Origin of the sequence: Mycobacteroides abscessus ATCC 19977 (genome assembly GCF_000069185.1) — a bacterium.
Classification (GTDB): domain Bacteria; phylum Actinomycetota; class Actinomycetes; order Mycobacteriales; family Mycobacteriaceae; genus Mycobacterium; species Mycobacterium abscessus.
The window spans coordinates 1003096-1023674 of sequence record NC_010397.1 but is presented as its reverse complement, the minus strand read 5'-3'; the positions used below and the strand labels follow the sequence as shown (position 1 = coordinate 1023674).

The 20579-nt window shown below is 64.5% G+C and carries 18 protein-coding genes; 12 read left to right on the top strand and 6 right to left on the bottom strand.

The features are described from left to right. The first annotated feature begins 6 nt into the window (after positions 1–6). Positions 7–1152, top strand: coding sequence for a glycosyltransferase (locus tag MAB_RS05270; protein ID WP_005113397.1), 1146 nt, complete (start codon positions 7–9; stop codon positions 1150–1152). Here the strand turns inward: MAB_RS05270 and MAB_RS05265 are convergent. Then, positions 1149–3527: a hypothetical protein gene (locus MAB_RS05265; RefSeq protein WP_005113396.1), complete on the bottom strand. Its 2379-nt coding sequence runs from the start codon at positions 3525–3527 to the stop codon at positions 1149–1151. The genes MAB_RS05270 and MAB_RS05265 overlap by 4 nt on opposite strands. A gap of 431 nt (positions 3528–3958) precedes the next feature. On the opposite strand from MAB_RS05265, the gene MAB_RS05260 reads away from it, so the two are divergent. The 10 genes from MAB_RS05260 (at position 3959) to MAB_RS05215 (ending at position 14586) form a co-directional block, all read left to right on the top strand. Continuing rightward, positions 3959–4816, top strand: a complete 858-nt coding sequence (locus MAB_RS05260) for an MlaE family ABC transporter permease (protein ID WP_005063496.1) — start codon at positions 3959–3961, stop codon at positions 4814–4816. A 1-nt stretch (position 4817) separates the two neighbouring features. Continuing rightward, positions 4818–5675 carry an MlaE family ABC transporter permease gene (locus MAB_RS05255; RefSeq protein ID WP_005083018.1) on the top strand — a complete coding sequence of 286 codons (858 nt, stop codon included), beginning with the start codon at positions 4818–4820 and terminating at the stop codon, positions 5673–5675. Continuing rightward, positions 5676–7244, top strand: coding sequence for an MlaD family protein (locus tag MAB_RS05250; protein ID WP_005083024.1), 1569 nt, complete (start codon positions 5676–5678; stop codon positions 7242–7244). It begins immediately after the preceding gene. After that, on the top strand, positions 7241–8299 hold the full coding sequence (locus tag MAB_RS05245; protein WP_005073472.1) for an MlaD family protein: 1059 nt from the start codon (positions 7241–7243) through the stop codon (positions 8297–8299). Before MAB_RS05250 ends, MAB_RS05245 begins: the two co-directional genes overlap by 4 nt. Then, positions 8292–9338 (top strand): MlaD family protein, encoded by a 1047-nt coding sequence (locus MAB_RS05240; protein WP_005066067.1) that lies wholly within the window; start codon positions 8292–8294, stop codon positions 9336–9338. The genes MAB_RS05245 and MAB_RS05240 overlap by 8 nt, the downstream gene beginning before the upstream one ends. Beyond that, complete coding sequence (locus MAB_RS05235; protein WP_005113394.1) at positions 9338–10465, top strand: MCE family protein; 1128 nt, start codon at positions 9338–9340, stop codon at positions 10463–10465. The genes MAB_RS05240 and MAB_RS05235 overlap by 1 nt, the downstream gene beginning before the upstream one ends. Next, positions 10465–11775: an MlaD family protein gene (locus MAB_RS05230; protein WP_005113393.1), complete on the top strand. Its 1311-nt coding sequence runs from the start codon at positions 10465–10467 to the stop codon at positions 11773–11775. The genes MAB_RS05235 and MAB_RS05230 overlap by 1 nt, the downstream gene beginning before the upstream one ends. Further along, the gene (locus tag MAB_RS05225; RefSeq protein ID WP_005073462.1) at positions 11772–13022 is read left to right on the top strand and encodes an MlaD family protein; all 1251 of its coding nucleotides are present in this window, start codon (positions 11772–11774) and stop codon (positions 13020–13022) included. Before MAB_RS05230 ends, MAB_RS05225 begins: the two co-directional genes overlap by 4 nt. Positions 13023–13059: 37 nt before the next feature. Beyond that, positions 13060–13749: a YfgM family protein gene (locus MAB_RS05220; RefSeq protein WP_005083032.1), complete on the top strand. Its 690-nt coding sequence runs from the start codon at positions 13060–13062 to the stop codon at positions 13747–13749. Positions 13750–13836: 87 nt separating this feature from the next. Beyond that, entirely contained in the window at positions 13837–14586 is a 750-nt protein-coding gene (locus MAB_RS05215; protein WP_005092780.1) for a DUF3298 domain-containing protein, read from the top strand. Between the two features lie 79 nt (positions 14587–14665). On the opposite strand, the gene MAB_RS05210 is transcribed toward MAB_RS05215, so the two are convergent. From MAB_RS05210 to MAB_RS05190, 5 genes are all read right to left on the bottom strand, one after another. Then, entirely contained in the window at positions 14666–15946 is a 1281-nt protein-coding gene (locus tag MAB_RS05210) for a thiolase family protein (protein WP_005083037.1), read from the bottom strand. 10 nt (positions 15947–15956) lie between these two features. Next, on the bottom strand, positions 15957–16355 hold the full coding sequence (locus tag MAB_RS05205) for a DUF4345 family protein (RefSeq protein WP_005113392.1): 399 nt from the start codon (positions 16353–16355) through the stop codon (positions 15957–15959). 77 nt (positions 16356–16432) lie between these two features. Next, positions 16433–16819, bottom strand: a complete 387-nt coding sequence (locus tag MAB_RS05200; protein ID WP_005083040.1) for a hypothetical protein — start codon at positions 16817–16819, stop codon at positions 16433–16435. A 118-nt stretch (positions 16820–16937) separates the two neighbouring features. After that, the gene (locus MAB_RS05195; protein ID WP_005083042.1) at positions 16938–18122 is read right to left on the bottom strand and encodes an NAD-dependent formate dehydrogenase; all 1185 of its coding nucleotides are present in this window, start codon (positions 18120–18122) and stop codon (positions 16938–16940) included. Positions 18123–18278: 156 nt separating this feature from the next. Next, the gene (locus MAB_RS05190) at positions 18279–19169 is read right to left on the bottom strand and encodes a LysR family transcriptional regulator (RefSeq protein WP_005083045.1); all 891 of its coding nucleotides are present in this window, start codon (positions 19167–19169) and stop codon (positions 18279–18281) included. Positions 19170–19290: 121 nt separating this feature from the next. Here MAB_RS05190 and MAB_RS05185 point away from each other — a divergent pair, with 121 nt between their 5' ends. Continuing rightward, on the top strand, positions 19291–20475 hold the full coding sequence (locus tag MAB_RS05185; RefSeq protein ID WP_005115131.1) for an FUSC family protein: 1185 nt from the start codon (positions 19291–19293) through the stop codon (positions 20473–20475). Positions 20476–20579 lie beyond the last annotated feature (104 nt).

Genomic DNA, 20579 nt, shown 5'->3' with positions numbered 1-20579 from the left:
CATGTTATGAGCACATCGCGTGTCGCCATCGTCCACGAACGTTTCACCGAGTTCGGCGGCTCGGAGCTGGTGGTCGCCGAGTTCATGAAGACCTGGCCGCAGGCCAAGGTCTTCGCTCCCATCACCGAACCGCATTGCCGCCGGCAGGTGATGCATGCCGCAGGCCGAACCGAAGGCGCACCGCACGAACCCATTTCCGGAACCTGGCTGGACGACGCGTATGCCCTCACCGGACGCAGGTCGCACGCACCACTGCTGCCCCTGGTACCCGGCGCCCTCGGGAAGCTTCCGCTTGGCGACGACGTCGACGCGGTGCTGATCAGCCATCACTCGTTCGCGACCCAGGCAGCCTTCGCCACCGAAGCCCCCGTTGTCGCATACGTGCACAGTCCCGCCCGCTGGGCCTGGGATCGCACCTTCCGCGACCACGAGATGGCAAGTCGAGCGGGCCGGATCGCCCTGTCCGCGTTGGGTAAGCTCGCACGCCGCGGCGAGCTGCGCGCCGCACCGCGCCTGTCGCACGTCATCGCGAACTCACACGCCGTGGCCGAGCGGATACGTGACTGGTGGGGACTGCCGTCGACGGTGATCAGCCCACCGGTGCGTATCGACCGCTTCTCGCCCGACCCATCGATCCGGCGCGAGGACTTCTATCTGTGCGCGGGCAGACTGGTGCCTTACAAGCGTGCGGACCTTGCCATCCGGGCCGCGCAGCGGGCCAACTGCCGCCTGGTGGTGTTGGGGGAAGGACGGTTCCGTGAACACCTTGAAGACATCGCGGGGCCCGAGACCACGTTCCTGGGCGCCGCCTCCGACGACGTGCTCCTGGACATGTACCGGCGGTGCCGCGCCCTGCTGATGCCGGGAGTAGAGGACTTCGGCATCGTCCCGGTCGAGGCGATGGCATGCGGGACACCGGTTCTCGCACTGGGCGAGGGCGGCGCCCTGGACACGGTGACACCCGGAATCACCGGTGAGCACATGCGGGCCGGCCCCGATGACGCGGTTGTGGAACAGCTGGCCGCGCTGATGCGTGACTTCGACCCGGCCGACTACGACGCCGGCACAATCCGGGCACGAGCGTGCGAGTTCTCGCCCGAGGCATTTCGTGCCCGGATCGCCGAAACCGTGCAGGGTGCCGTGCGCGCCTAGTCGCCGGCTGAGTGCTTGCCTCCACCGGCACCGGATCCGCCATGCGAACCCGAACCATCCGAACCACCACCGGCATTCGATCCGCTCGAGCCGCCACCGGACGCATCAGGGGCACGGTGCTTGCCACCAGACTCGCTGGGGGTCTTGACCTTCACTTTGTTCGGGCTGCCGGCCGAGCCATCCTCGTGATGCTTACCGGAGTCACTGTCCTTGGCCTTGGCGTCCTTGGTCCCCTCGGCGGCAGCCGCTGACGTGCCGCCGCCGGTCACCGCCGAGGTGGCCGATTCAGCGGTGTTGGTGATGGTCGAGGTGATCGCGCCCCTGGTCTGTTTGATGGAGCCCGTCGCCGAATCCTTGAGCGCCTGGGTGGCCTTGTCGACCTTGTCCTGCAGTTTCTCCTTGACCACCGGCTTGGCGGGTTTGTCTGCCTCCTTCGCGTCTTTCACCTCGGCCTTGGGCGCTTCCTTGGCGACATTCTTGACGGGTTCCGCAGCGGGCGAAGTCGCGGTCTCGCCGACCGACACCACGCTCTGTTCCGGCACGGTAGGTGCCGATACGGAAAGTGTTGTGGACGTGACCTTCTCGACGATCCTCTCCTTGGTGGCGACAAGATTCGAGGTGATGTCCGGCTTCGGAGCTTCGAGCTGCTTGACCTCGGGCGCGGCCGGGCCGGTCGGCTCCTTCGCCGCCGGTGCGGGAGCCGCAACGTGCTCGGCTGCCGGCGCTTGGATATCCGCCGCCGCCAACGCCTTGGGCACGGGAGACGAGAGAGGGGCGGCACCGATCAATCCGCCGAGCTGTGTCATGACATCCTTGTAGAACTTCGAGGCTTGCAAGGTGTTCGACGCCGCACCGTTGAACAGGTTGCCGTACTGCTGCGTGAGCAGATCGGAAATCGGCGTCAGGGCAGGGGTGACCAAGCCCTTGTACAGCGGAGTAAGGGCCTTGGCGAGTTCCACAGTGGGGTCAGGGATTCCGAGCGCGGTGCTGATCAAGCCGGAGACCGTGATCAGCTGAGTGGGCACTACGGCGCCGGTCGGAATCAGGTTCGGCGGGATGACACCGAGCGGCGTGTTGGCCCCCGGCGCCGTGCCCAGTTGGAAGCTGGGCATCAGCCCCACCCCGAAAAGCGACGGCAAGGTGAAACCCGCGCCCTCGGTCCCGAAATTAAAGCCGCCCAGGGAGTAGACGAGCGGCACCGGCAGCGCCCCGCTGAACGGAGTCTGCAGCACCATCACGTTCTGACCATTGTTGACATTGAATCCGTTGGTACCGAGGTAATTTCCCGTCGTCACATTCAGATTCGTCATGCCGAGGCCGAGCACCGGAATCGAGAAGTTGGAGAGCGTCGTACCGATCGGCGAATAGATACCGTTCTGCGTCGGGATCAGCACGTGCGCGTTGAACTGGCCGGCCTGCCCGAGCCCCAGCGGCGCCTTGATGCCATTGGCCCACATCGGGATGGACAGCACGGTCTGCGGAACATTTACCGCACCACCGTCAACGATCAGGGTGGGCGCCGTAGCCCACCACCCCGTCTCCATGCCCAAGGGGAATGTGTAGTTCCCCGCCCCCATCGGGACCCACGCCGTGACATTGGGCAGTGTGCCGTCGGGCAAGATCCGTACCGAGTCGGGCAGGATGCCTAGTGGGTCCAGCGCGGCCGGAATCTTGATGTTGAGCCCGCTCGGCGTCTGCACGAACGTGTTCGTGATGGTCGTCAGACCACTGGCCTGCAGCAGCGGCCAGTTGTAGCCCGCCGTGAATGTGTCCTGTTCTGCGATCAGGCCATCGACGATGTCGCTCAGGGGTGGGAGCCGGTTGACGATGGGCCCAATAACCGGATTGTTGAACACCCCGTCCAGCGCGTTGGCAAGACCGTTGAGGACACTCGCGCCGGGGATGGTGGTGGGCAGCGGAAGGTCTACAAATCCCTGCCCCGGGATCTTGATCGCCGGGATGACGCCCGGCACGGCCGTCGGGAGCGGCGTACTGGCGAGGTTCCGCAACACATCGGGCAGATCGCCGATCTTGGTCAGATTTGAGTGGGTCAGGCTCGTCCCGAAGGTCGGGAGCAGCCCTCCGGAACCCTGGGCGAGCGGATTCCAGACCCCGCCGGCCGCCGTGCCGATCGCATTAGTGCCGGATAAGTAGTTATTGAGCGCGTTCTTATAGTCGGTGACCGCGCCCTTGTAGTCCGGCGCCGCCGCCGCTGCCTGCGCGGTCGGGCCGACAAAAGCCAAGCTAGCCGTCGCGGCGACCGCCCCGGCAGCAGTCACAGTGCGTTGGACGACGACCTTTTTGGATGACTTTCGATGTCGCTTGGACAAGACGGCAACCTCTCCTTTGAGGGAATCCAGAAACGTGAGCAGCACTGTAAACGTGTGACTCAGCTCATAGTCGTCATTTGAAAATCGTGTCTACCAGCGATTTGTCTGGTAACACCACGTGCCCAGACTTGCGTTGGTCGCTAAATTCCGGCCGAGCGCCAGCCGTACTCACGCAAAGTGGTTGATGAAAGTTTGCTAGAAGCGTCAACAAGCGTTTACGTCGAGCAACCGGCCGGCCAAGGCAAACACGCGAACAGCCAGGACAACGGGGTACTACAAGCCCAGTAGACGACCGTCAATTTACGTTCACAGGTGAATCCATTTTGGCGTTTTGGGTGCATCCAGGAACCGAATAGCCCATGATGTCCGAGACGTACTCGTAGATTGCTGGGATTTGTGTTCCAGGTCACACAGGGAGCTGTATTGATCGCCGTAGCCGCAACCCCTCCGAGCTGCGTCTGTGTGGGTCACCTGCGATGACGACACAAGACGAACGCCGCGCTACCAATGATGGCGTCGCGGCGATCCAGGACTGGACCACCGGGTACGTCAAACGTCACCCTCTGGAATCACTCAAGACAGTCGGCGAGCAGTTCATGCTCGGCGTGCGCACCATCCAATGGTTCTTCGTCGATCTGTTCACCGGAAACTTCCAGTGGCAGGAATTCGTGCGGCAGGGCGCCTTCCAGGCAGGCACTGCCGTCGTCCCGGTCATTCTGGTCACGCTGCCCATCGGCGTCACACTCTCGATCCAGTTCGCCCTGCTTGCGGGCCAGGTCGGTGCGACCTCGCTGGCAGGCGCCGCCAGTGGCATCGCCATCATCAGGCAGGCCGCCTCCCTGGTGGCCGCCCTGCTCATGTCGGCCGCTGTGGGTTCGGCCATCACCGCCGACCTCGGCTCACGCACCATGCGGGAAGAGACGGACGCCATGGAGGTCATGGGCGTCTCGGTGATCCGGCGGCTCGTCGTCCCCCGCTTCGCCGCCGCCATCATGATCGGCATCGCGCTGACCGGTGTCGTCTGCTTCGTCGGCTTCCTCGGCGCATACCTATTCAATGTGTATTGGCAGAACGGCGCCCCGGGCAGCTTCGTCACCACCTTCTCTGCCTTCGCCACCCCCGGCGACATGATCCTGGCCCTGATCAAGGCCGTCATCTACGGCGCGATCGTGGCGGTGGTGGCCTGCCAGAAGGGTCTGTCCACCAAGGGCGGCCCGATCGGCGTCGCCAACTCCGTCAACGCGGCCGTCGTCGAATCGATCCTGCTGCTGATGACGGTGAACCTGGCCATCAGCCAGCTGTACATCATGATGTTCCCGCGGACGGGGCTGTGACGTGACCGCATCAACTTATGTACCCCCGATTGCACGGCCCTTCGTCGGCATCTACAACAGGGTCCAGAAACCGGTCACCCGGCTGGGCCACATGGTCGCGTTCTTCTTCCGGGCCATCGCCGGTGTTCCGATCGTGTTGCGCCACTACTGGAAAGAGTTCCTGCGGCACCTCTCCGATATCGCGTGGGGCAACGGCTCGCTCGTCGTGGGTGGCGGTACCGCCGGCGTCATGATCGTCCTCGGCGTCATCGCCGGTGGACTGGTGGCCATCGAGGGCTACAACTTCCTTGACCTGCTGGGCCTCGGACCGGCGACGGGCATCATCTCATCGCTGGTGAACACCCGCGAGCTGGCTCCGATCATGGCCGCGATCGCGTTCGCCACCCAGGCCGGCTGCCGCTTCACCGCCCAGCTCGGCGCCATGCGCATCTCCGAGGAGATCGACGCCATGGACTCCATCGCCATCCGGCCCATCCCCTATCTGGTGACCACACGGCTCATGGCCGCGATTGTCGTCACCATTCCGCTCTACGTCGCGTGCCTGGCCGTCAGCTACCTTTCCTGCCAGGTCATGGTGGGAATCATGAGCGGTGGATCGATCGGCTCATACCTGCATTACTTCGGTATCGGCGTCAGCGGAATCGACATCGTCTACTCGGTGATCAAGGCGATCATCTTCGTCTGGATCGCCTCGACCATCCAGTGCTACTACGGCTTCTACGCCAGCGGTGGCCCCGAGGGTGTGGGTGTTGCTGCCGGACATGCGATGCGTGCCGCCATCACCCTGGTGATCATCATCAACATGCTGCTCACCATGGCCCTCTGGAGCGTGGACGCCGGCGCCAGGCTGGGCGGCTAAATGGCGTCGAATTCCTTTGAGACAGACGGTCGTGGCCCCTCTGAGCGACTCCTGTTGGGTACCGGTGCCGCCATGATCGTGGTGGCCGCACTGGTCACCGGGCTCATGCTGCTGAAATCCACCGGTCGTCTCAACGACTTCGTGCGCGTAGTTGCCGACCTCAACAATGTGGGTGACGGCCTGCCGCAGAAGTCCGACGTGAAGTATCACGGCGTTCTCGTCGGCGAGGTCGATGGAGTCACCCCCGCCTCCAACGGTCAGCCCAACTTCGTACACATCAACCTCAAGCCGCAGTACGCCAAATCCATTCCCAGCACCGCCACTGCCCGCGTAGTTCCGAGCAACGTCTTCGCGGTCTCCTCGGTGCAGCTGGTGGATCGCGGTCCGGGCGCTCCCATTCGTGCGGGTGCGCATATCGCCGAGGACACCCAACTGCCGACCGTGCTGTTCCAGACCACGGTGAGCAAGCTGCGCGACGTTCTGGTCGCCACGGGCCGCGGCCGAGACGACCACTCCGTCGGCATCCTGGCGGCCGTCGGCGCCGCGACCGACAACCGCCGCGTCAAGCTGCTTACCGGCGGTGCGCAGCTGAATCGCCTTATCGCCCAGCTCAATGACATCGTGGTGACCGACACCGGGCCGTCCACGGTAAAGGCTCTGCTCGATGCCACCGAGGGGCTCAAGCAGACGGCCCCCGAACTGATCGACTCGCTGCACCAGGCCGTCAAGCCGATGCAGACCTTCGTCGAGAAGCGCGAGCAACTGACCAGCCTGATCAACGGCGGCCTCACCACGGTGGGCACCACTCGTCAGGCCTTCGACAACCACACCGATCAGCTGATCGGCATCACCACCGAGCTCACCCCCGTCATCGGCACCTTCGCGAACAACGCGTCCAAGTTCCAGACGATCTTCCAGAAGGCAACACAGCTGGGAAACAAGTGGTTCGAGGAACCATGGAAGCCGGAAGTGGACACTCCCAACATGCGGGTGAATCTGTCCATGACACCCGGCTCCACCTACACCCGCGCGGACTGCCCCCGATACGGGGATCTCAAGGGACCGAGCTGCTTCACCGCTCCCGAGCTCGTGGTGCGGCCCGACCTGCCGGAAACACTGCTGCCGCAGAACTACAAGGTGCCGGCGGATCTGCAGCCGCCGCGCGGGACCGTGGTGGGGCCCAACGGAAACCTCATAGCCGTGGGACCCCCGTATGTCGTACCGCCGGGCGGACCGAACCTGACAGATCCGAACCCGCCTCTGCCGCCGTGGCAGCCGAATCCGTCGCCGCGCGTTCCCGGGACGGCCGATCCCGATCTGCTCGAACCACCGCCGCCCCCGCCCCCGCCGATCCCCGCCGCGCCGGTAGCCCCCGGGGCGCGCGACGGCGGCGGCGCACCGATCGCGCCCGCCTCGTTCGGCGGCACGGTAGGCCCGGTGGGCAGCCAGGTCGAACGTGCTCAGCTCAGTGTCATCACCGATAAGCCGGCCAGCTCCGCCACACAGCTGCTGCTCGGCCCGGTCGTGCGAGGCACCACGGTCTCGCTCGCGAAGGAAGGATCCCCATGAAGTTCCGTGGCCCGTTGATCGCGCTGACCGTCTTCATGGCGGTCGCGCTGGCGTTGACGTGGTTGGTGTACGCCACGCTGCGCCGCGACGTCGCCGGCGGCACCACGTCCTACTCGGCGATCTTCACCGATGTCTACGGCCTGCGCGACGGTGACGACGTGCGCATGGCCGGTGTACGCGTCGGACGCGTCGAGAAGATCGAGCTGGTCAACAACAAGCAAGCCAAGGTCGACTTCGTGGTCCAGAACGACCAGAAGCTCTACGGCAACACCCTGGCCTCGGTGACCTACCAAAACATCGTGGGTCAGCGGTATTTGGGCCTTTCGCTCGGTAAGACGGGCGACACCAATGTGCTTGCCGGCGGATCCACGATTCCGGTCGAACGGACCGACCCGTCCTTCGACGTGACGACGCTGCTCAATGGCTATGAGCCACTGTTCAGCACACTCTCACCCGAGCAGGCCGATAATCTCACCAAAGGTGTCATTCAGTCCCTGCAGGGCGATCAGGCCTCAATCACCTCCCTGGTTGACCAAACCTCAACACTGACAAAGACTTTCGCCGGGCGTGATCAAGTGCTGGGCAATGTGATCACCAGCCTGAGCACCGTGACGGGCAATCTGGCCCAGCAGAACGACAGCCTGGACAAGGCCATCACCAACACCCGGAAAGTGGTGGCGGACTTCGACTCTCGGCGGCCAGAACTGGTCAACTCGGTGGGCTCTCTGGCGCAGACCATGCGGCGTCTGTCGAAGATCACCGATGAGGTCTATCCGTCCCTCGACGAACTCATCACCCGCCAGCCCGGCTTCGCCAAGCACATGGTCCAGATCGAACCGAAGCTGGCGTTCCTCGGCGGCAACCTGCCGCTGCTTCTCAAGGGCCTGGCCCGCATCACCGGTGATGGCGCCTACGGCAATGCCTACATCTGCGATCTGAACATCACCGGCTTCTTCCCCGGGCTCAACGACGTGGTACCGATCATCGTCAACGCGGCCACGCCCGGCAACGTCGCCCAGCACACCCCACGATGCAGGAATTTGGCCAATGGCTGAGCAATCACGATGGCAGAAAATCAAGAGCAGGCCGGTCGAGACCTATAACAAGACCTGGCTGGGGTTCATCGCTATCGCGGTGATCGGCGCCCTGGTGGGCGGAATGCTGCTGGTGAAGGCGATCGGTTTCGGCTACACCACCTACACCGCGGAGTTCGCGCAGGCCGCATCGCTGCGGGCGGGCCAGCCCATCACGGTAGCGGGCATTCCGATGGGAACGGTCACCAGCATGAAGCTGGTCGGCGATCACGTCGAGGCCAAGCTCTCGGTAAGCGATGACGTCAAACTGGGCAAGGACACCAAGGCCGCCATCCGGGTGACCACCATCCTGGGATCGCGGTACCTGGACCTGCAGCCCGAGGGCCCCGGATCGTTGCCCAACAAGACCATCGACCTGGCGCACACGGAAGTCCCCTACGACCTGCAGGCGACTCTCAGGGACGCGACGAACACCTTCGATCAGGTCGACTTCGACAAGGTGGCGCAATCGCTGAGCATCCTGGGCAAGCAGCTCGATGGGCTGCCCGAGGTGGTTCCGCAGGCCATGCAGAATATCCAGACGCTCTCGCAGATCATCGCCGAACGGCGCGATCAGCTCGGCACACTCTTGAAGAGCTCCGAGAAAGTCACCAACACCCTGCGCCACCAGCAGCAGGGCATCGGAACCCTGATCAACCAGGGACAGAACCTGATCGGTGAATTCGTGGTGCGCCGCGGCACCTTTCACGCCATGATGCAGTCGCTGACCAACCTGGTCCAACAACTCAGCAAGATCACCATCAAGGACCGCCCGCAGCTCGATGAGATGCTCAGAACCCTGCACCAACTCACCGACATGCTCGGCCAGCATGACGACCTGCTACGCAACATCCTGCAGATCACACCGGTCACGTTGCGTGGTGTCGCGAACGCCACGGGTACCGGCAACGCCATCGAGTTCAACGCACCCAACGGTCTGGCGGTCGACTCCTGGATGTGCGCAATCAGTGGACGCGCCAAGCAATTCGGCATGATCCAATACTTCAAGGACTGCAAGTGATGAACAGCAAGGGCGCTGGAAAAGGCAGAGCGATAGCCGTCATCGCAACCGTCGCGGCAGTGGCCGCGGCGATCGTGGGCGCGTGCGTCTACTACGTGAAATCGCAGCTGGACCACATCACGCTGACCGCCCAGTTCGACAACGCCTCGGGTCTTTACGAATCGAATGTGGTTGCGGTGCTGGGCATGCCGGTCGGCAAGATCACAAAGATCACGCCGCAATCGGGATATGTCGATGTCGAATTCACCGTCGACAAGGACGTCAAGGTGCCCGTCGACGTGCAGGCTGTCACGCTGTCCACCTCGATCCTGACCGACCGCCAGGTCGAGCTGACCCCTCCCTACCGTGGCGGTCCGACACTCCAGGACGGCGACACCATCGGGCTGGACAAGACCAAGACGCCGGTCGAGTTCGACCGTGTGCTGGGCATGCTCGACAAGTTGTCGGTATCACTCAAGGGCGACGGCAACGGTCAGGGACCGGTCAGCGACATCATCAACGCGGCCGCCGGTGTCGCCGACGGCAATGGCGACAAGATCAAGTCGGGGCTCGACGAGCTGTCGAAGGCACTGCGGCTCAGTTCGGAAGGCGGCGTGACCACCCGCGAGCAGATGACCACCATCATCAAGAACGTCAGTTCGCTCTTCGACGCCGCGGCCGCCAACGACGGGAAGCTGCGCGAATTCTCCACCACCATCCATCAATTGAGCAACATCATCGACGACGAGGCCCTGGGCACCGGCAACACCGGGCGCCAACTCAACGATCTGGTCACGCAAGCCGGCGACCTCCTGGATGCCAACCGCGACCACATCAAACAATCCATACTCAACGGCAACACCGCCCTCAAGACCGTGGTCGACAACCAACGCGAGCTGGCGGAAACTATCGACGTCGCGCCGCTGGCCGTGGAGAACCTGTACAACACGGTGGATCAAGACAACGGTTCTTTTCGCGCACGGTTTCTCACCGACAAGCTGCTGTTCGAGAGCCAGACCGGCAAGGAGATCTGCAACCTGATGGGTCTGCGCCAGCTGGGTTGCAGCACAGGCACGTTGCAGGACTACGGTCCCGACTTCGGCCTCACCTACGTGCTCGACGGGCTCGCGGCGATGGGACAAAAGTGATGGCTATACGTAAGCGGCTGGCGGCCGTGGGCGCCGCGACTGCCATCGCCCTGTCGGGCTGTGCGACCAACGGTCTGGGTGACCTCCCGCTGCCCGCCCCGGGCGTTGGCACCGGCGGCTACCACCTCACGGCGCTGTTCTCGAACATCCTGAACCTGCCCAACAATGCGAAGGTGAAGCTGGCCGGCGCCGACGTCGGCCAGGTCGATGACATGCGAGTGAGCAACTACACCGCCATCACCACGTTGCGCATTCTGGACGGGGTTCGCCTGCCCAAGGGCAGCACCGCCGAGCTGCGTTCGGCGACCCCGCTGGGCGACGTCTTCGTCTCGATCAGGCCCCCCGCGGGTGCACCGTCAGATGGGCCGATCCTCAAGGAGGGCGACACCATCGGCCTGGACGAGACGACGGCCGCCGCGACGGTGGAATCGGTGCTGAGCTCGGCCGCGCTCGTCTCCAACGGCGGAGCGGTGCGCAATCTGACCAATGTCATCAACGGTTTCGGCAAGGCCACCGGCGATCAAGGCCAGGCCTTCGGCGACCTCATCAAAGACTCCAATCGCCTACTGGGAACATTGAATACGCGATCCGCGCAGATCTCGGAGGCACTCACACAGACCGCGCAGCTGGCTGACCAGCTCGACACCAAGAACCAGACCCTGACGGACATCGTGAAGGAAGCCGACCCAGCCACCGAGACTCTCGCGGCCAACACCGCGCAGCTCTCCCAGTTGGTTTTGCAGATCGGCGCCACCACCAAACAATTGGAGAAGTTCCCGTCGATCGCGGGTACCGATACCAGCGGCCATAGCATCATCAAGGACGCGAACACCATCGCCAAGGCGTGGAACGATGTCGCGCAGGACCCAACCGTCGACATCAATGCGCTCAACCGACAATTCGCATCCCTCATCAAGATCACTCCGAGTGACACGATCTCCGTGCGGGTGAGCATTGATCGACTGATACTGGGCTCGATCCCGGATGCGGGTTTCAAGGGTGATGTGGGTTCGCACGGTCCCAAGCGCTACAACTGGGCCCAGCTGGTCGGCTCCTTCAAGTACACGTTGTGGCGGCTGCAGGAACGTGTCGTAGGCAAGGGCGTGTACGGCGAGGACGTCCCGATGCGACCGAGCCCGACCGAGCCGGGCGTGATCGAGCGCGTTCCCGGACCACCGCCGGGCGCCCCGGTGCCCCCGCCACCGGGGCAGGCAGTTCCCGCTGCTGCCCCCGCAGAGACGACAACGCCCACACCGGCGCCCGCTCCTCCACCGGGGCCCGCCCCCGGGCCGGCGGTGATGGGCCAATGATCAACGCCATCGCCAACGGCCTCGTCGGCTCCGTTCGGGCCGCACATCGCAGGAAGATGCTGCTTTCCGGCATCGCGCTGGCAGCCGTGCTACTGATCGCCATCGGCTATCTGACGGTCGGCGCCTTGCGCGTCAGCCCGTTCTCCGGCACCTACCGCGTCAAGGTTCAGCTCCCGGAATCCGGTGGTCTGTTGCCGAATCAGGATGTCGCGCTGCGCGGCGTCAAGATCGGCACGGTCCAGTCGCTGGATATCACCCAACAGGGCGTCGACGCCGTCGCCGAGATCCAGTCGAAGTACAAGATCCCCGTCTCGGCGAAGGTGCGCGTCACCGGTCTCTCGCCGGCCGGTGAGCAGTACATCAACTTCGAGGGCGTCTCGGATCAAGGACCATTCCTCAAGGACGGCGCGGTCATCTCCCAGGGCGCCCAGGTTCCCGTCACGCTGGCCAAGCTGCTCGCCGACGCCGACGGGCTGCTGGCCCAGGTGGACCCCAAGAAGCTCGAGCTCATCAAGAAGGAACTGAGTCTGAGCAAGGAAGGCCCGCGCAAGCTCACCGAGATCATCGATGGCGGCACCTTCCTGCTGAACACCCTCGACTCGGTGCTGCCCGAGACCACCAGCATCCTGCGGTCCAGCCGTGTGGTGCTGACCCTGGCCTCGGACAAGAACTCCGGCATCCAGGCCACCGCGAACGAACTGGGCCGCACACTGCGCGGTATCGACAAGATGCAGAACGGCTACCGCACGCTCGTCGACCGGACCCCCAACACCTTGCACTCGGTGGACAACCTGTTCGATGACAACTCGGACACCATGGTGACCCTATTGGGAAGTCTGGCGACCGCGTCTAAGCTGCTCTATCTGCGCGTTCCCGCGCTCAACGCGCTGTTCCCCAACTATCGCGGTTCGGTCTTCGACGCACTGATGAGCATCATGCACGAGGGCGGCATTTGGGCGACCGCCGATCTGTACCCGCGCTACGTGTGCGATTACCCGACGCCACGACTCCCGGGCTCAGCTGCCGACTACCCCGAACCGTTCTTGTACGCCAACTATTGCGCGGACGAGGACCCGGCCGTGCTGATCCGCGGCGCCAAGAATGCGCCGCGACCAGCAGGGGACGACACCGCGGGGCCGCCCATGGGGGCCGATATGGGCAAGAAGGCCGATCCGACACCGAAGGGCCGGTTCCAGGTACCGACCCCATATGGTGGACCGACATTGCCGATCGAACCCCCACATTGATGCCTGACCTGCGAATCGGATACAAGGAGCTACTACCGTGGTCACCATGACCAAAGAAGACGTCGATTCCACAAACGACGCCGACACGGACACCGCCGACGACAAAGAGACTGTCGACTCTGCCGCCGAGACCGATTCGGAGATTGCCGAGGACGCTGCTTCGACCGATACCGATGCCGCATCAAGCGCTGACTCTGACTCGGAGACTGCTAGTTCGGACGAGGACGGGGATGCCGCCAAGGGGGCGTCGTGGGTTCGCTACGCCGCCTTGGGTGCTGTCGCGGCGATCATGGTCGGCGCGCTGGTGTTCTCCGGCATCTTCGGCTGGAAGGTCTGGCAACAGCATCAGATCGACGCGGCAGGCGAGCAGGCCCTGGCGGTTGCCATCCCCTATACCGAGACCTTGACGAGCATCGATAGCAACGACATCGACGAGAGCTTCCGCAAGATCCTCAACGGGGCGACCGGCGATCTCAAGAAGGACTTCACCCCGGCCAGCGTGCAGCTGCGGCAATTGCTGCTCGACAACAAGGCCGCCTCGCATGGCAAGGTGGTGAACTCGGCCATCCAGTACAAGTCCACCAACAAGGTGGTGCTGCTGATGATGGTGGACCAGAGCATCACCAACACCCAGCGGCCGGACCCACGGGTCGACAAGAGCCGAATGAAAATCACCATGGAAAAGATCGATGGCCGTTGGCTAGCGAGCAAGCTCGAGTACCTGTAGACCACCGGAAAGGTAATCATGCGGATTTCTAAACTCTTCGCCGGGCGGGTAGCCCGAGGGGTTGCCGGAACGGTGGTCGCCGCCGCCATGGCGGGCACCGCGCTCGTCGGCGCACCATTGGCGGGGGCGTCGGCGCAGTCCTTCTGCGGTGAGCTCGGCGGCAATTTCGACGGGCTGTACTGCCATACGGTGATCACCTCGCCCCGCAAGGCCGACCGTGACATCAAGGTAGCCATCCCCGGAGATCTCGTCGACAACGGAACCACCGGACCGACCATCCGTGACTACCTGCGCAACCTGTACAACAACTGGAAAGCCAAGGGCGCTGACATGATTCAGGACAGCTATGGCGAAGAGAATTTCCAGGTGTTCCACCATGGCAACGCGATGTCAGTGGTCTTCCACGAGGACTATCACGCTAACGGTCCACAGACGAACAACGCGTACCGCACCTTCACCTGGGATATGTCCACCGGTAAGCGGCTGCAATTGGTGGACATCCTGAAGCCCGGCCTGGGACTGGATGCCATCACACCGCTGGCCGAGCCTTACCTCCTGGAGGGCTTCGACCGTGCCGCCTGGGCGCACAGCCCGGGCACCTACCCATTCGTCCCCGAACGCTGGACTCCCGACAAGGTGTACTCCGGCGGGTACAAGGCATGGGCCCTCACCCCGGATGAGCTCGTCATTTACATGCCGGATTACCCTGTGGCGCACGACTATCCGATCGACTACACCCCCGGCGCGCAGGTGTGGTCGATGGACGGCGGCACCGTCGAGGCCCACATCCCGATCGGTGCCGTAGCCCCGATTCTGCGTCCCGGATACGGCGGCTAGAAGTACTGCTGAAAATGCCTGCCTACGAGCGACAACGCTTGTAGGCAGGCATTTTTCGTTTCGGCGACCGGAGCGCCGGCTAGTCCACCCGTTCCAGTACCGCACTGGCACCGTGACCGCCTGCTGCGCAAATACCCAGCAGTGCCGTGCCTTTCCCGCTGAGCGCCAGCTCGTTGGCCATTGTGGTGACCATGCGGGCGCCGGTGGCGCCGAACGGATGTCCGATCGACACCGAACCGCCGTGCACGTTGACCTTGTCGATATCGGGAGTGCCGACCGCCTCCGAGCGCCCCAACCGGTCGGTGGCCCACTTCTTGGAGCCCAGTGCCTCCAGCACCGAAAGGGTCTGTGCGGCAAAAGCTTCGTGAATGTCGATGTAGTCGACGTCATCGAGATCGAGTCCCGCCTTCTCGAGCGCACGGGGCATCGAGATCGCCGGTCCGATGAGCACCTCGTCCGCCGGATCCACGCTGACGTAGCTCCAGGAGCGGAAGGCCGCCAACGGCCGCAGGCCGAGCGCCCGGGCTTTCTCCTCACTCATGAGCAGGACCGCCGCGGCACCATCGGTGAGCGGACTGGCGTTACCCGCGGTCACGGTGCCGTCGCGATTGAAGACGGGCTTGAGCGTGGCCAGCTTTTCCACGCTGGTGTTCTCACGGACCAGGCCGTCGCGGGTCACGCCCGCGACGGGAACGACCTCCCGGTCGAATCGTCCCGACGCGATGGCCGCGGCCGCACGGCGGTGCGAGCGGACCGCGAACTCGTCCTGGGCCTGGCGGGTGATGCCGTGAATCTTGGCCATTTTGTCGGCCGACTCCCCCATCACCTCACCGGTGGTGCGCTCCTCGATCTTGGGCCGGCGTGGCAGCAGTCCGGTGAACGGGGCCAGGCTCCATGCGGCGTCGAGGTAATCCTTCGGCTTGGGCTTACCCAGGGCCAACGGGGCGGCCGCGTGAATCAGCTTCTGCGGCAGGTTGACTCCCGCGTTCGAGGTGGAGTCGGAGCCACCGGCGATCATCACGTCGTATTCGCCGCGCTCGATCGCGGCGGCCGCGGTGGTGATGGCTTGCAGACCGGAAGCGCACGCGCGCGTGACGGTGTGGCCTTCGACGCCGTGCCCAAGCTTGAGATCGAGTGCGATCTCGCGGGCGACGTTCGGCGCGCCCGCGGGCAGGATCACCCCGCCCCAGACGATCGCCTCGATCTCACTGGAAGAGACCTTGGTGTTGTCCAGCAAGCCGCGCACCGCCTCGTCGGCCAGCGCAATGGTGTCCATGCGGGTGAACTCACCGAAGGCACGAACAAATGGGGTGCGTGCGCCCGCGACAATGACAGCGCGGCGCTTGGCAGATCCGGTCATGGCGGCGAGCTTACTCGCGAGTCAGTTGCCCGTTTACGCGGGTGTCTGGTTCGTAAAGCGCAGCACCCGCTGCCAGTTCAACCGCCGCGAAAAACCCTGTGGGCCACGGCAGGACCTGTCGCTCGAACCCACCCGACAACAACCGCGTCAACCCCATGCCGAAGCTGGCATACCGCACGGCGGCCCGCAGGCCCTTTGATCGCGCGCCGTCGCCTCCCGCCCGCACCAGGGCCAATGCGAAGGCCAAGGGAATACCGCCGTATACGGCGCGGATTTCGGTGCGAGACTCACTGGTAGATGCGGTGCCCCCAAATATCTGCGGCACCCGCGCGGGCTGCGCCAGCGCGAAGATTCCAATACCCGCATAAAGACCTGCCGCTGCGTTGCGCAGCGCTGCGTTGTGGCTCATGGAAACGATGCTGCCAGCGCAGGTGGGTCCTGACACTGCCATTCGGTGCCAGGACCCATCCGATCCATGCCAATCGCTCACCCGACGTTGGTGCAGACGACTCCCGGGTTCTGGCACACCACCCCGGTTTGCCCCGGCGCACTGACGAAGCCTCCGGCGTCGTAGTTCTCCGGGGCCAGGCTCGATGAGGGCGGGTTATAGGTGCCGCCGCAGACGACCCATCGGTTCTGGCACTGCGCGCCGGCGCCGCCGGGCAGGAAGCCCCATCCGGTGTTCCCGTCGTTGCCGGGCTGATTCGCCATCGAACCGCGCGACGGCGCGTTGGCCGATCCGGGAATGGGCGGGTTCGGAGTCGGGGCGATGGGACCCGCAGAAGCGGTTGGCGCGCCCAACCAGATGTTCACCGCCGCCAAAGCGGTCATAGCGGGGGCGAGAACAAACAGTCGTGCATATGTGGTGCTCATGACTACCTCTATTGATTTGTCGGTATTTGTTTGTGGATATTGAGTTGTCGGCATTCAGTGGTCCCGGGCCGGGTCACCACCAGGAGTCCGTCACCCGGTAGTGACCCGGCACAGACTCCTAAGTGCCCGCGCCCGGGCTGGCCGAGCCGTCGGCGGTATAGGACTTGGCTCCGGTCCCGGCCAGCTGGCCGCCCTCGACAATCAGGTACTCGTCGCGGATGGACCGTCCCCCGAAGAAGTCCTCAAGAATCTCCCGGGTGCCGGCCGCATACCGTGCCTGCGCGGACAACGTGGTTCCGGAAACGTGCGGGGTCATCGCCTCGTGCGGCATGGTGCGCCATGGGTGATCCGGGGCCGGCGGCTGCGGATACCAGACATCACCCGCGTAGCCAGCCAGCTGTCCGGACTCCAGGGCCTTGACGATGTCCTCCTGGACCGTGATCTCCGCACGCGCGGTGTTCACGATGTACGAGCCGCGGCGCATCGAGTTGATCAGGTTCGCGTCGAACAGGTGGTACGTCTGCGGATGCAGTGGAGCGTGAATGTCGACGATGTCGACCGAACGTACCAACGACTGCACATCCGGGTGATACGTCAGGCCGAGCTCGTGCTCGACCTCGGCGGGCAGCCGGCGGGTGTCGAAATAATGTAGCCGCACATCGAATGGCTTGAGCCTGCGCAAGACGGCCTGACCGATACGCCCGGCCGCGATAACGCCGACATCGAATCCCTCGAGGTCATAGGCACGCTCGACGCTGTCGGCGATGTTCCAGCCGCCGTCGACCACCCACTGATGAGCGGGCAGGTAGTTGCGCACCAGCGCCAGGATCTGCATCACCGCGTGCTCGGCGACACTGATGCTGTTGCAGTAGGTCACCTCGGCGACCGTGATTCCGGCCTTGATGGCCGCATCCAGATCAACGTGATCAGAGCCGATACCGGCCGTCAATGCCAGCTTGAGCTTCGGCGCCTTGGCAATTCGCTCGGCACTGAGGTAGGCAGGCCAGAAAGGCTGGGAGATAACGACATCGGCGTCGGGAAGTTCCTTCTCGAACACCGAGTCGGGCCCGTCCTTATCGGAGGTGACCACCAACTCATGGCCGTGCGCCTCCAGATAGCGGCGCAGCCCGAGTTCACCCGATACGCAACCCAGCAGCTCACCGGGTGTGAAATCGATGGCCGACGGAGTCGGCAGGGACTGCCCGTCCGGGTAGCTGTCGATCACCGGCAGTGAATCGCGGGCATAGACAGGGGGATACCCCGTCACCGGGTCGGGATAGAGCACACACAAGATCTTTGCCATGACCACTCCTCTGCGGCGGTCGTTGTGGCCGCCGGTTCTGTTGGTACAGATGACTTTTCAGACATCCGATGCGCCTTGTCGACGCATTCTCAGTGTCCGGCGCGAGGCGCACAGGTGTCCAAGACCAAGTTCCGACCGCCCGATAGGCGCGGCCGATCAGGGCTGGTCGGGCGGGGCCACCACCTGCGCCAGCGCGCGGGCAAGCAGCGAGGCGGGATCACCCGCGGCGCGGACCAAGGCCACTGGAGAGCCGAGCGTCGGCGCCTGCAGCTCGACGGTGCGCGTGCCCGCGGGCGGCGCGGCAGTGGCGAACCAGGTCCGGGCGACGATCGCCGCCCAGCGTCCGGTGCCCACCAGCGCGAGCAGCGTGGCCACCGAATCAGCCTCCAGCCGGGGTGACACCGCCAGCCCGTGCTCGGCGGCCGCCTCGTCTATCCGATCACGGTCGCGCATTCCTTTGTGCAACAGGCACATCGGCAAGCTCAAAGCCTCTGACCAGTCGATCGGGTCGTGGGCATCCCGCAACAACCCGTCGCCCGCCACCAACACATAACGTTCCTCGTACAGACGGGTCAGCTCGAGCCCATCGGTCTGCAGACCGTCGTCGTAAACCACCCCCGCGTCGAGTTCGAACCGGCGGATGCGGTCCAGGATCTCCACCGACCGCAGGCTGGACTCGATGCGCACGCGCACCAGTGGATGCTCGGCGCACAACGCGTCGGCCATGAGCGCGACCCGGGTGGCCGCACCGGGCACCACGCCAAGCCGCAATTCACCGGTAAGCCCGCTGCGTAGTGCGGTCACTTCATGCTCCAGCGCGTCACGGTCCGCGAGGATCCTTCTCGCCCAGAGGACCAGGCGATCCCCCTCCGGGGTCAGCCCCTCGAAGTTGGAGCCGCGCAGCACCAGCGGAACACCCAGTTCGTGTTCGAGCTTGCGGATTGCCTCCGAAAGCGCGGGCTGGGAGACGTAGCACGCCGATGCCGCGCGCGCGAAGTGTCGCTCGCGCGCCAACGCCACGAAGTATTCAAGCTGCCGGAACTGCATAATTCGTTCTACCACCAGCGATCGGCGCTGCCTATCAGGTCAGCGGCAACGCGTCTTGGACAGGCATGCTCCGGCCCACACAGACTGGAGAGCATTACCGGCAGACGTTGGGAGAAGACCCGTGGGCGCATCCGCGAGGACGCGGGTACACGCCCGGCCCGACCGGCAGGACCACTGGCATGCGCTGCGGGTGGCCGCCGGTCTGGCCCTCCCGGGCGCACTGCTGTTGGCAGCTGGTCGGCCCGAACTGTTGGTGTACAGCGTGTTCGGCTCATTCACCGGGATCTACGCCCGTGGCGAATCGGGTTGGCTACGCACCCGGCACCAGATCCAGGCCGGTCTGCTGCTCTGTGCAGGCGTTGCTCTCGGAGTCGCGCTCTCTTGGCTGCACGCGAGCGCGTGGATGCTGGTGGTGGTCGAGGTGGCGTTCGCGACGGCGGGCTCGGTGATCGCCGATGTGCTGCGCCTGCGTCCCGCGGGGCCGTTCTTCTTCATCTTCGCGATGGGCGCCACCGCCACCGTTCCGGCCGGGCCGGTGACACCGATGACTGCTCTCGGGTTGTGTGCGGGAACCGCACTGTTGTCGGTCTTGATCGGCAGCGCCGGTTCGCGCGCTACGGAGTCACAGACGGCCGAACAGCCCGATCGGCTGCCACCGGATGTGGGCACGCACGCGCTGCGGTACGCACTCGCGGTCTCGGCCGCGGGCGGGGCCGGACTGCTGCTCGGCTTTGACCATGCCAATTGGGCCATGGCCGCCGCCGCGGTGCCGCTGAGCGCGATAGACAGCGCGCGTCCGTCAGATCGAGATATCGCGCGGGTGCTGGCGCGTGCCGGGCACCGCACCGCAGGCACATTCGCGGGTCTGATACTCACCGGAGCGCTACTGGCACTGGGGCTTGCGCCGATCGCCATCGGCGCGCTGGTGATTACGCTGCTATTCCCGACCGAGCTGTTCATGGCGCGCCACTACGCGCTGGCCGTCGGGTTCTTCACCCCGCTGGTCATGCTGATGACCGAATTGGCCGACCCCACAGACCCATTCAGCCTCATTCTGTTCCGCGGTCTCGACACGGTGATCGGTGTCGCGGCCGGAGTGGTGGCCGCGATGCTGCTAGGCCGCCGTCAGATCCTTGATCAACCGGGTGGCACCGACACTCATGTAACCCCCGGTCAGCGCGACCATGGCGGCGGCAGTGGCGCGGGGCAGGTCACCTCGCACCAGATGCAGGGCACCGTGCGTAGTGTCGGTGATATCCACCATCAAGGCGAGCCGCTGCCACCTGAACCGCTCGGAGGCCGCTGAGGTCAAATAACCCAGACCCAGGGCCATGGCCCGGATACCGAATATTCTTGTCATATAGGTGAGTTCGGGCGCGGCGGGAACACGTCCGGCCTTGGCGAGCAGGT

Excerpts from the sequence above, each read along its gene's own strand:
- MAB_RS05270 (WP_005113397.1), top strand. The coding sequence starts at position 7 with ATGAGCACATCGCGTGTCGCCATCGTCCACGAACGTTTCACCGAGTTC.
- MAB_RS05260 (WP_005063496.1), top strand. The coding sequence starts at position 3,959 with ATGACGACACAAGACGAACGCCGCGCTACCAATGATGGCGTCGCGGCG.
- MAB_RS05250 (WP_005083024.1), top strand. The coding sequence starts at position 5,676 with ATGGCGTCGAATTCCTTTGAGACAGACGGTCGTGGCCCCTCTGAGCGA.
- MAB_RS05245 (WP_005073472.1), top strand. The coding sequence starts at position 7,241 with ATGAAGTTCCGTGGCCCGTTGATCGCGCTGACCGTCTTCATGGCGGTC.
- MAB_RS05240 (WP_005066067.1), top strand. The coding sequence starts at position 8,292 with ATGGCTGAGCAATCACGATGGCAGAAAATCAAGAGCAGGCCGGTCGAG.
- MAB_RS05235 (WP_005113394.1), top strand. The coding sequence starts at position 9,338 with ATGAACAGCAAGGGCGCTGGAAAAGGCAGAGCGATAGCCGTCATCGCA.
- MAB_RS05230 (WP_005113393.1), top strand. The coding sequence starts at position 10,465 with ATGGCTATACGTAAGCGGCTGGCGGCCGTGGGCGCCGCGACTGCCATC.
- MAB_RS05225 (WP_005073462.1), top strand. The coding sequence starts at position 11,772 with ATGATCAACGCCATCGCCAACGGCCTCGTCGGCTCCGTTCGGGCCGCA.
- MAB_RS05215 (WP_005092780.1), top strand. The coding sequence starts at position 13,837 with ATGGCGGGCACCGCGCTCGTCGGCGCACCATTGGCGGGGGCGTCGGCG.
- MAB_RS05210 (WP_005083037.1), bottom strand. The coding sequence starts at position 15,946 with ATGACCGGATCTGCCAAGCGCCGCGCTGTCATTGTCGCGGGCGCACGC.
- MAB_RS05205 (WP_005113392.1), bottom strand. The coding sequence starts at position 16,355 with ATGAGCCACAACGCAGCGCTGCGCAACGCAGCGGCAGGTCTTTATGCG.
- MAB_RS05200 (WP_005083040.1), bottom strand. The coding sequence starts at position 16,819 with ATGAGCACCACATATGCACGACTGTTTGTTCTCGCCCCCGCTATGACC.
- MAB_RS05195 (WP_005083042.1), bottom strand. The coding sequence starts at position 18,122 with ATGGCAAAGATCTTGTGTGTGCTCTATCCCGACCCGGTGACGGGGTAT.
- MAB_RS05190 (WP_005083045.1), bottom strand. The coding sequence starts at position 19,169 with ATGCAGTTCCGGCAGCTTGAATACTTCGTGGCGTTGGCGCGCGAGCGA.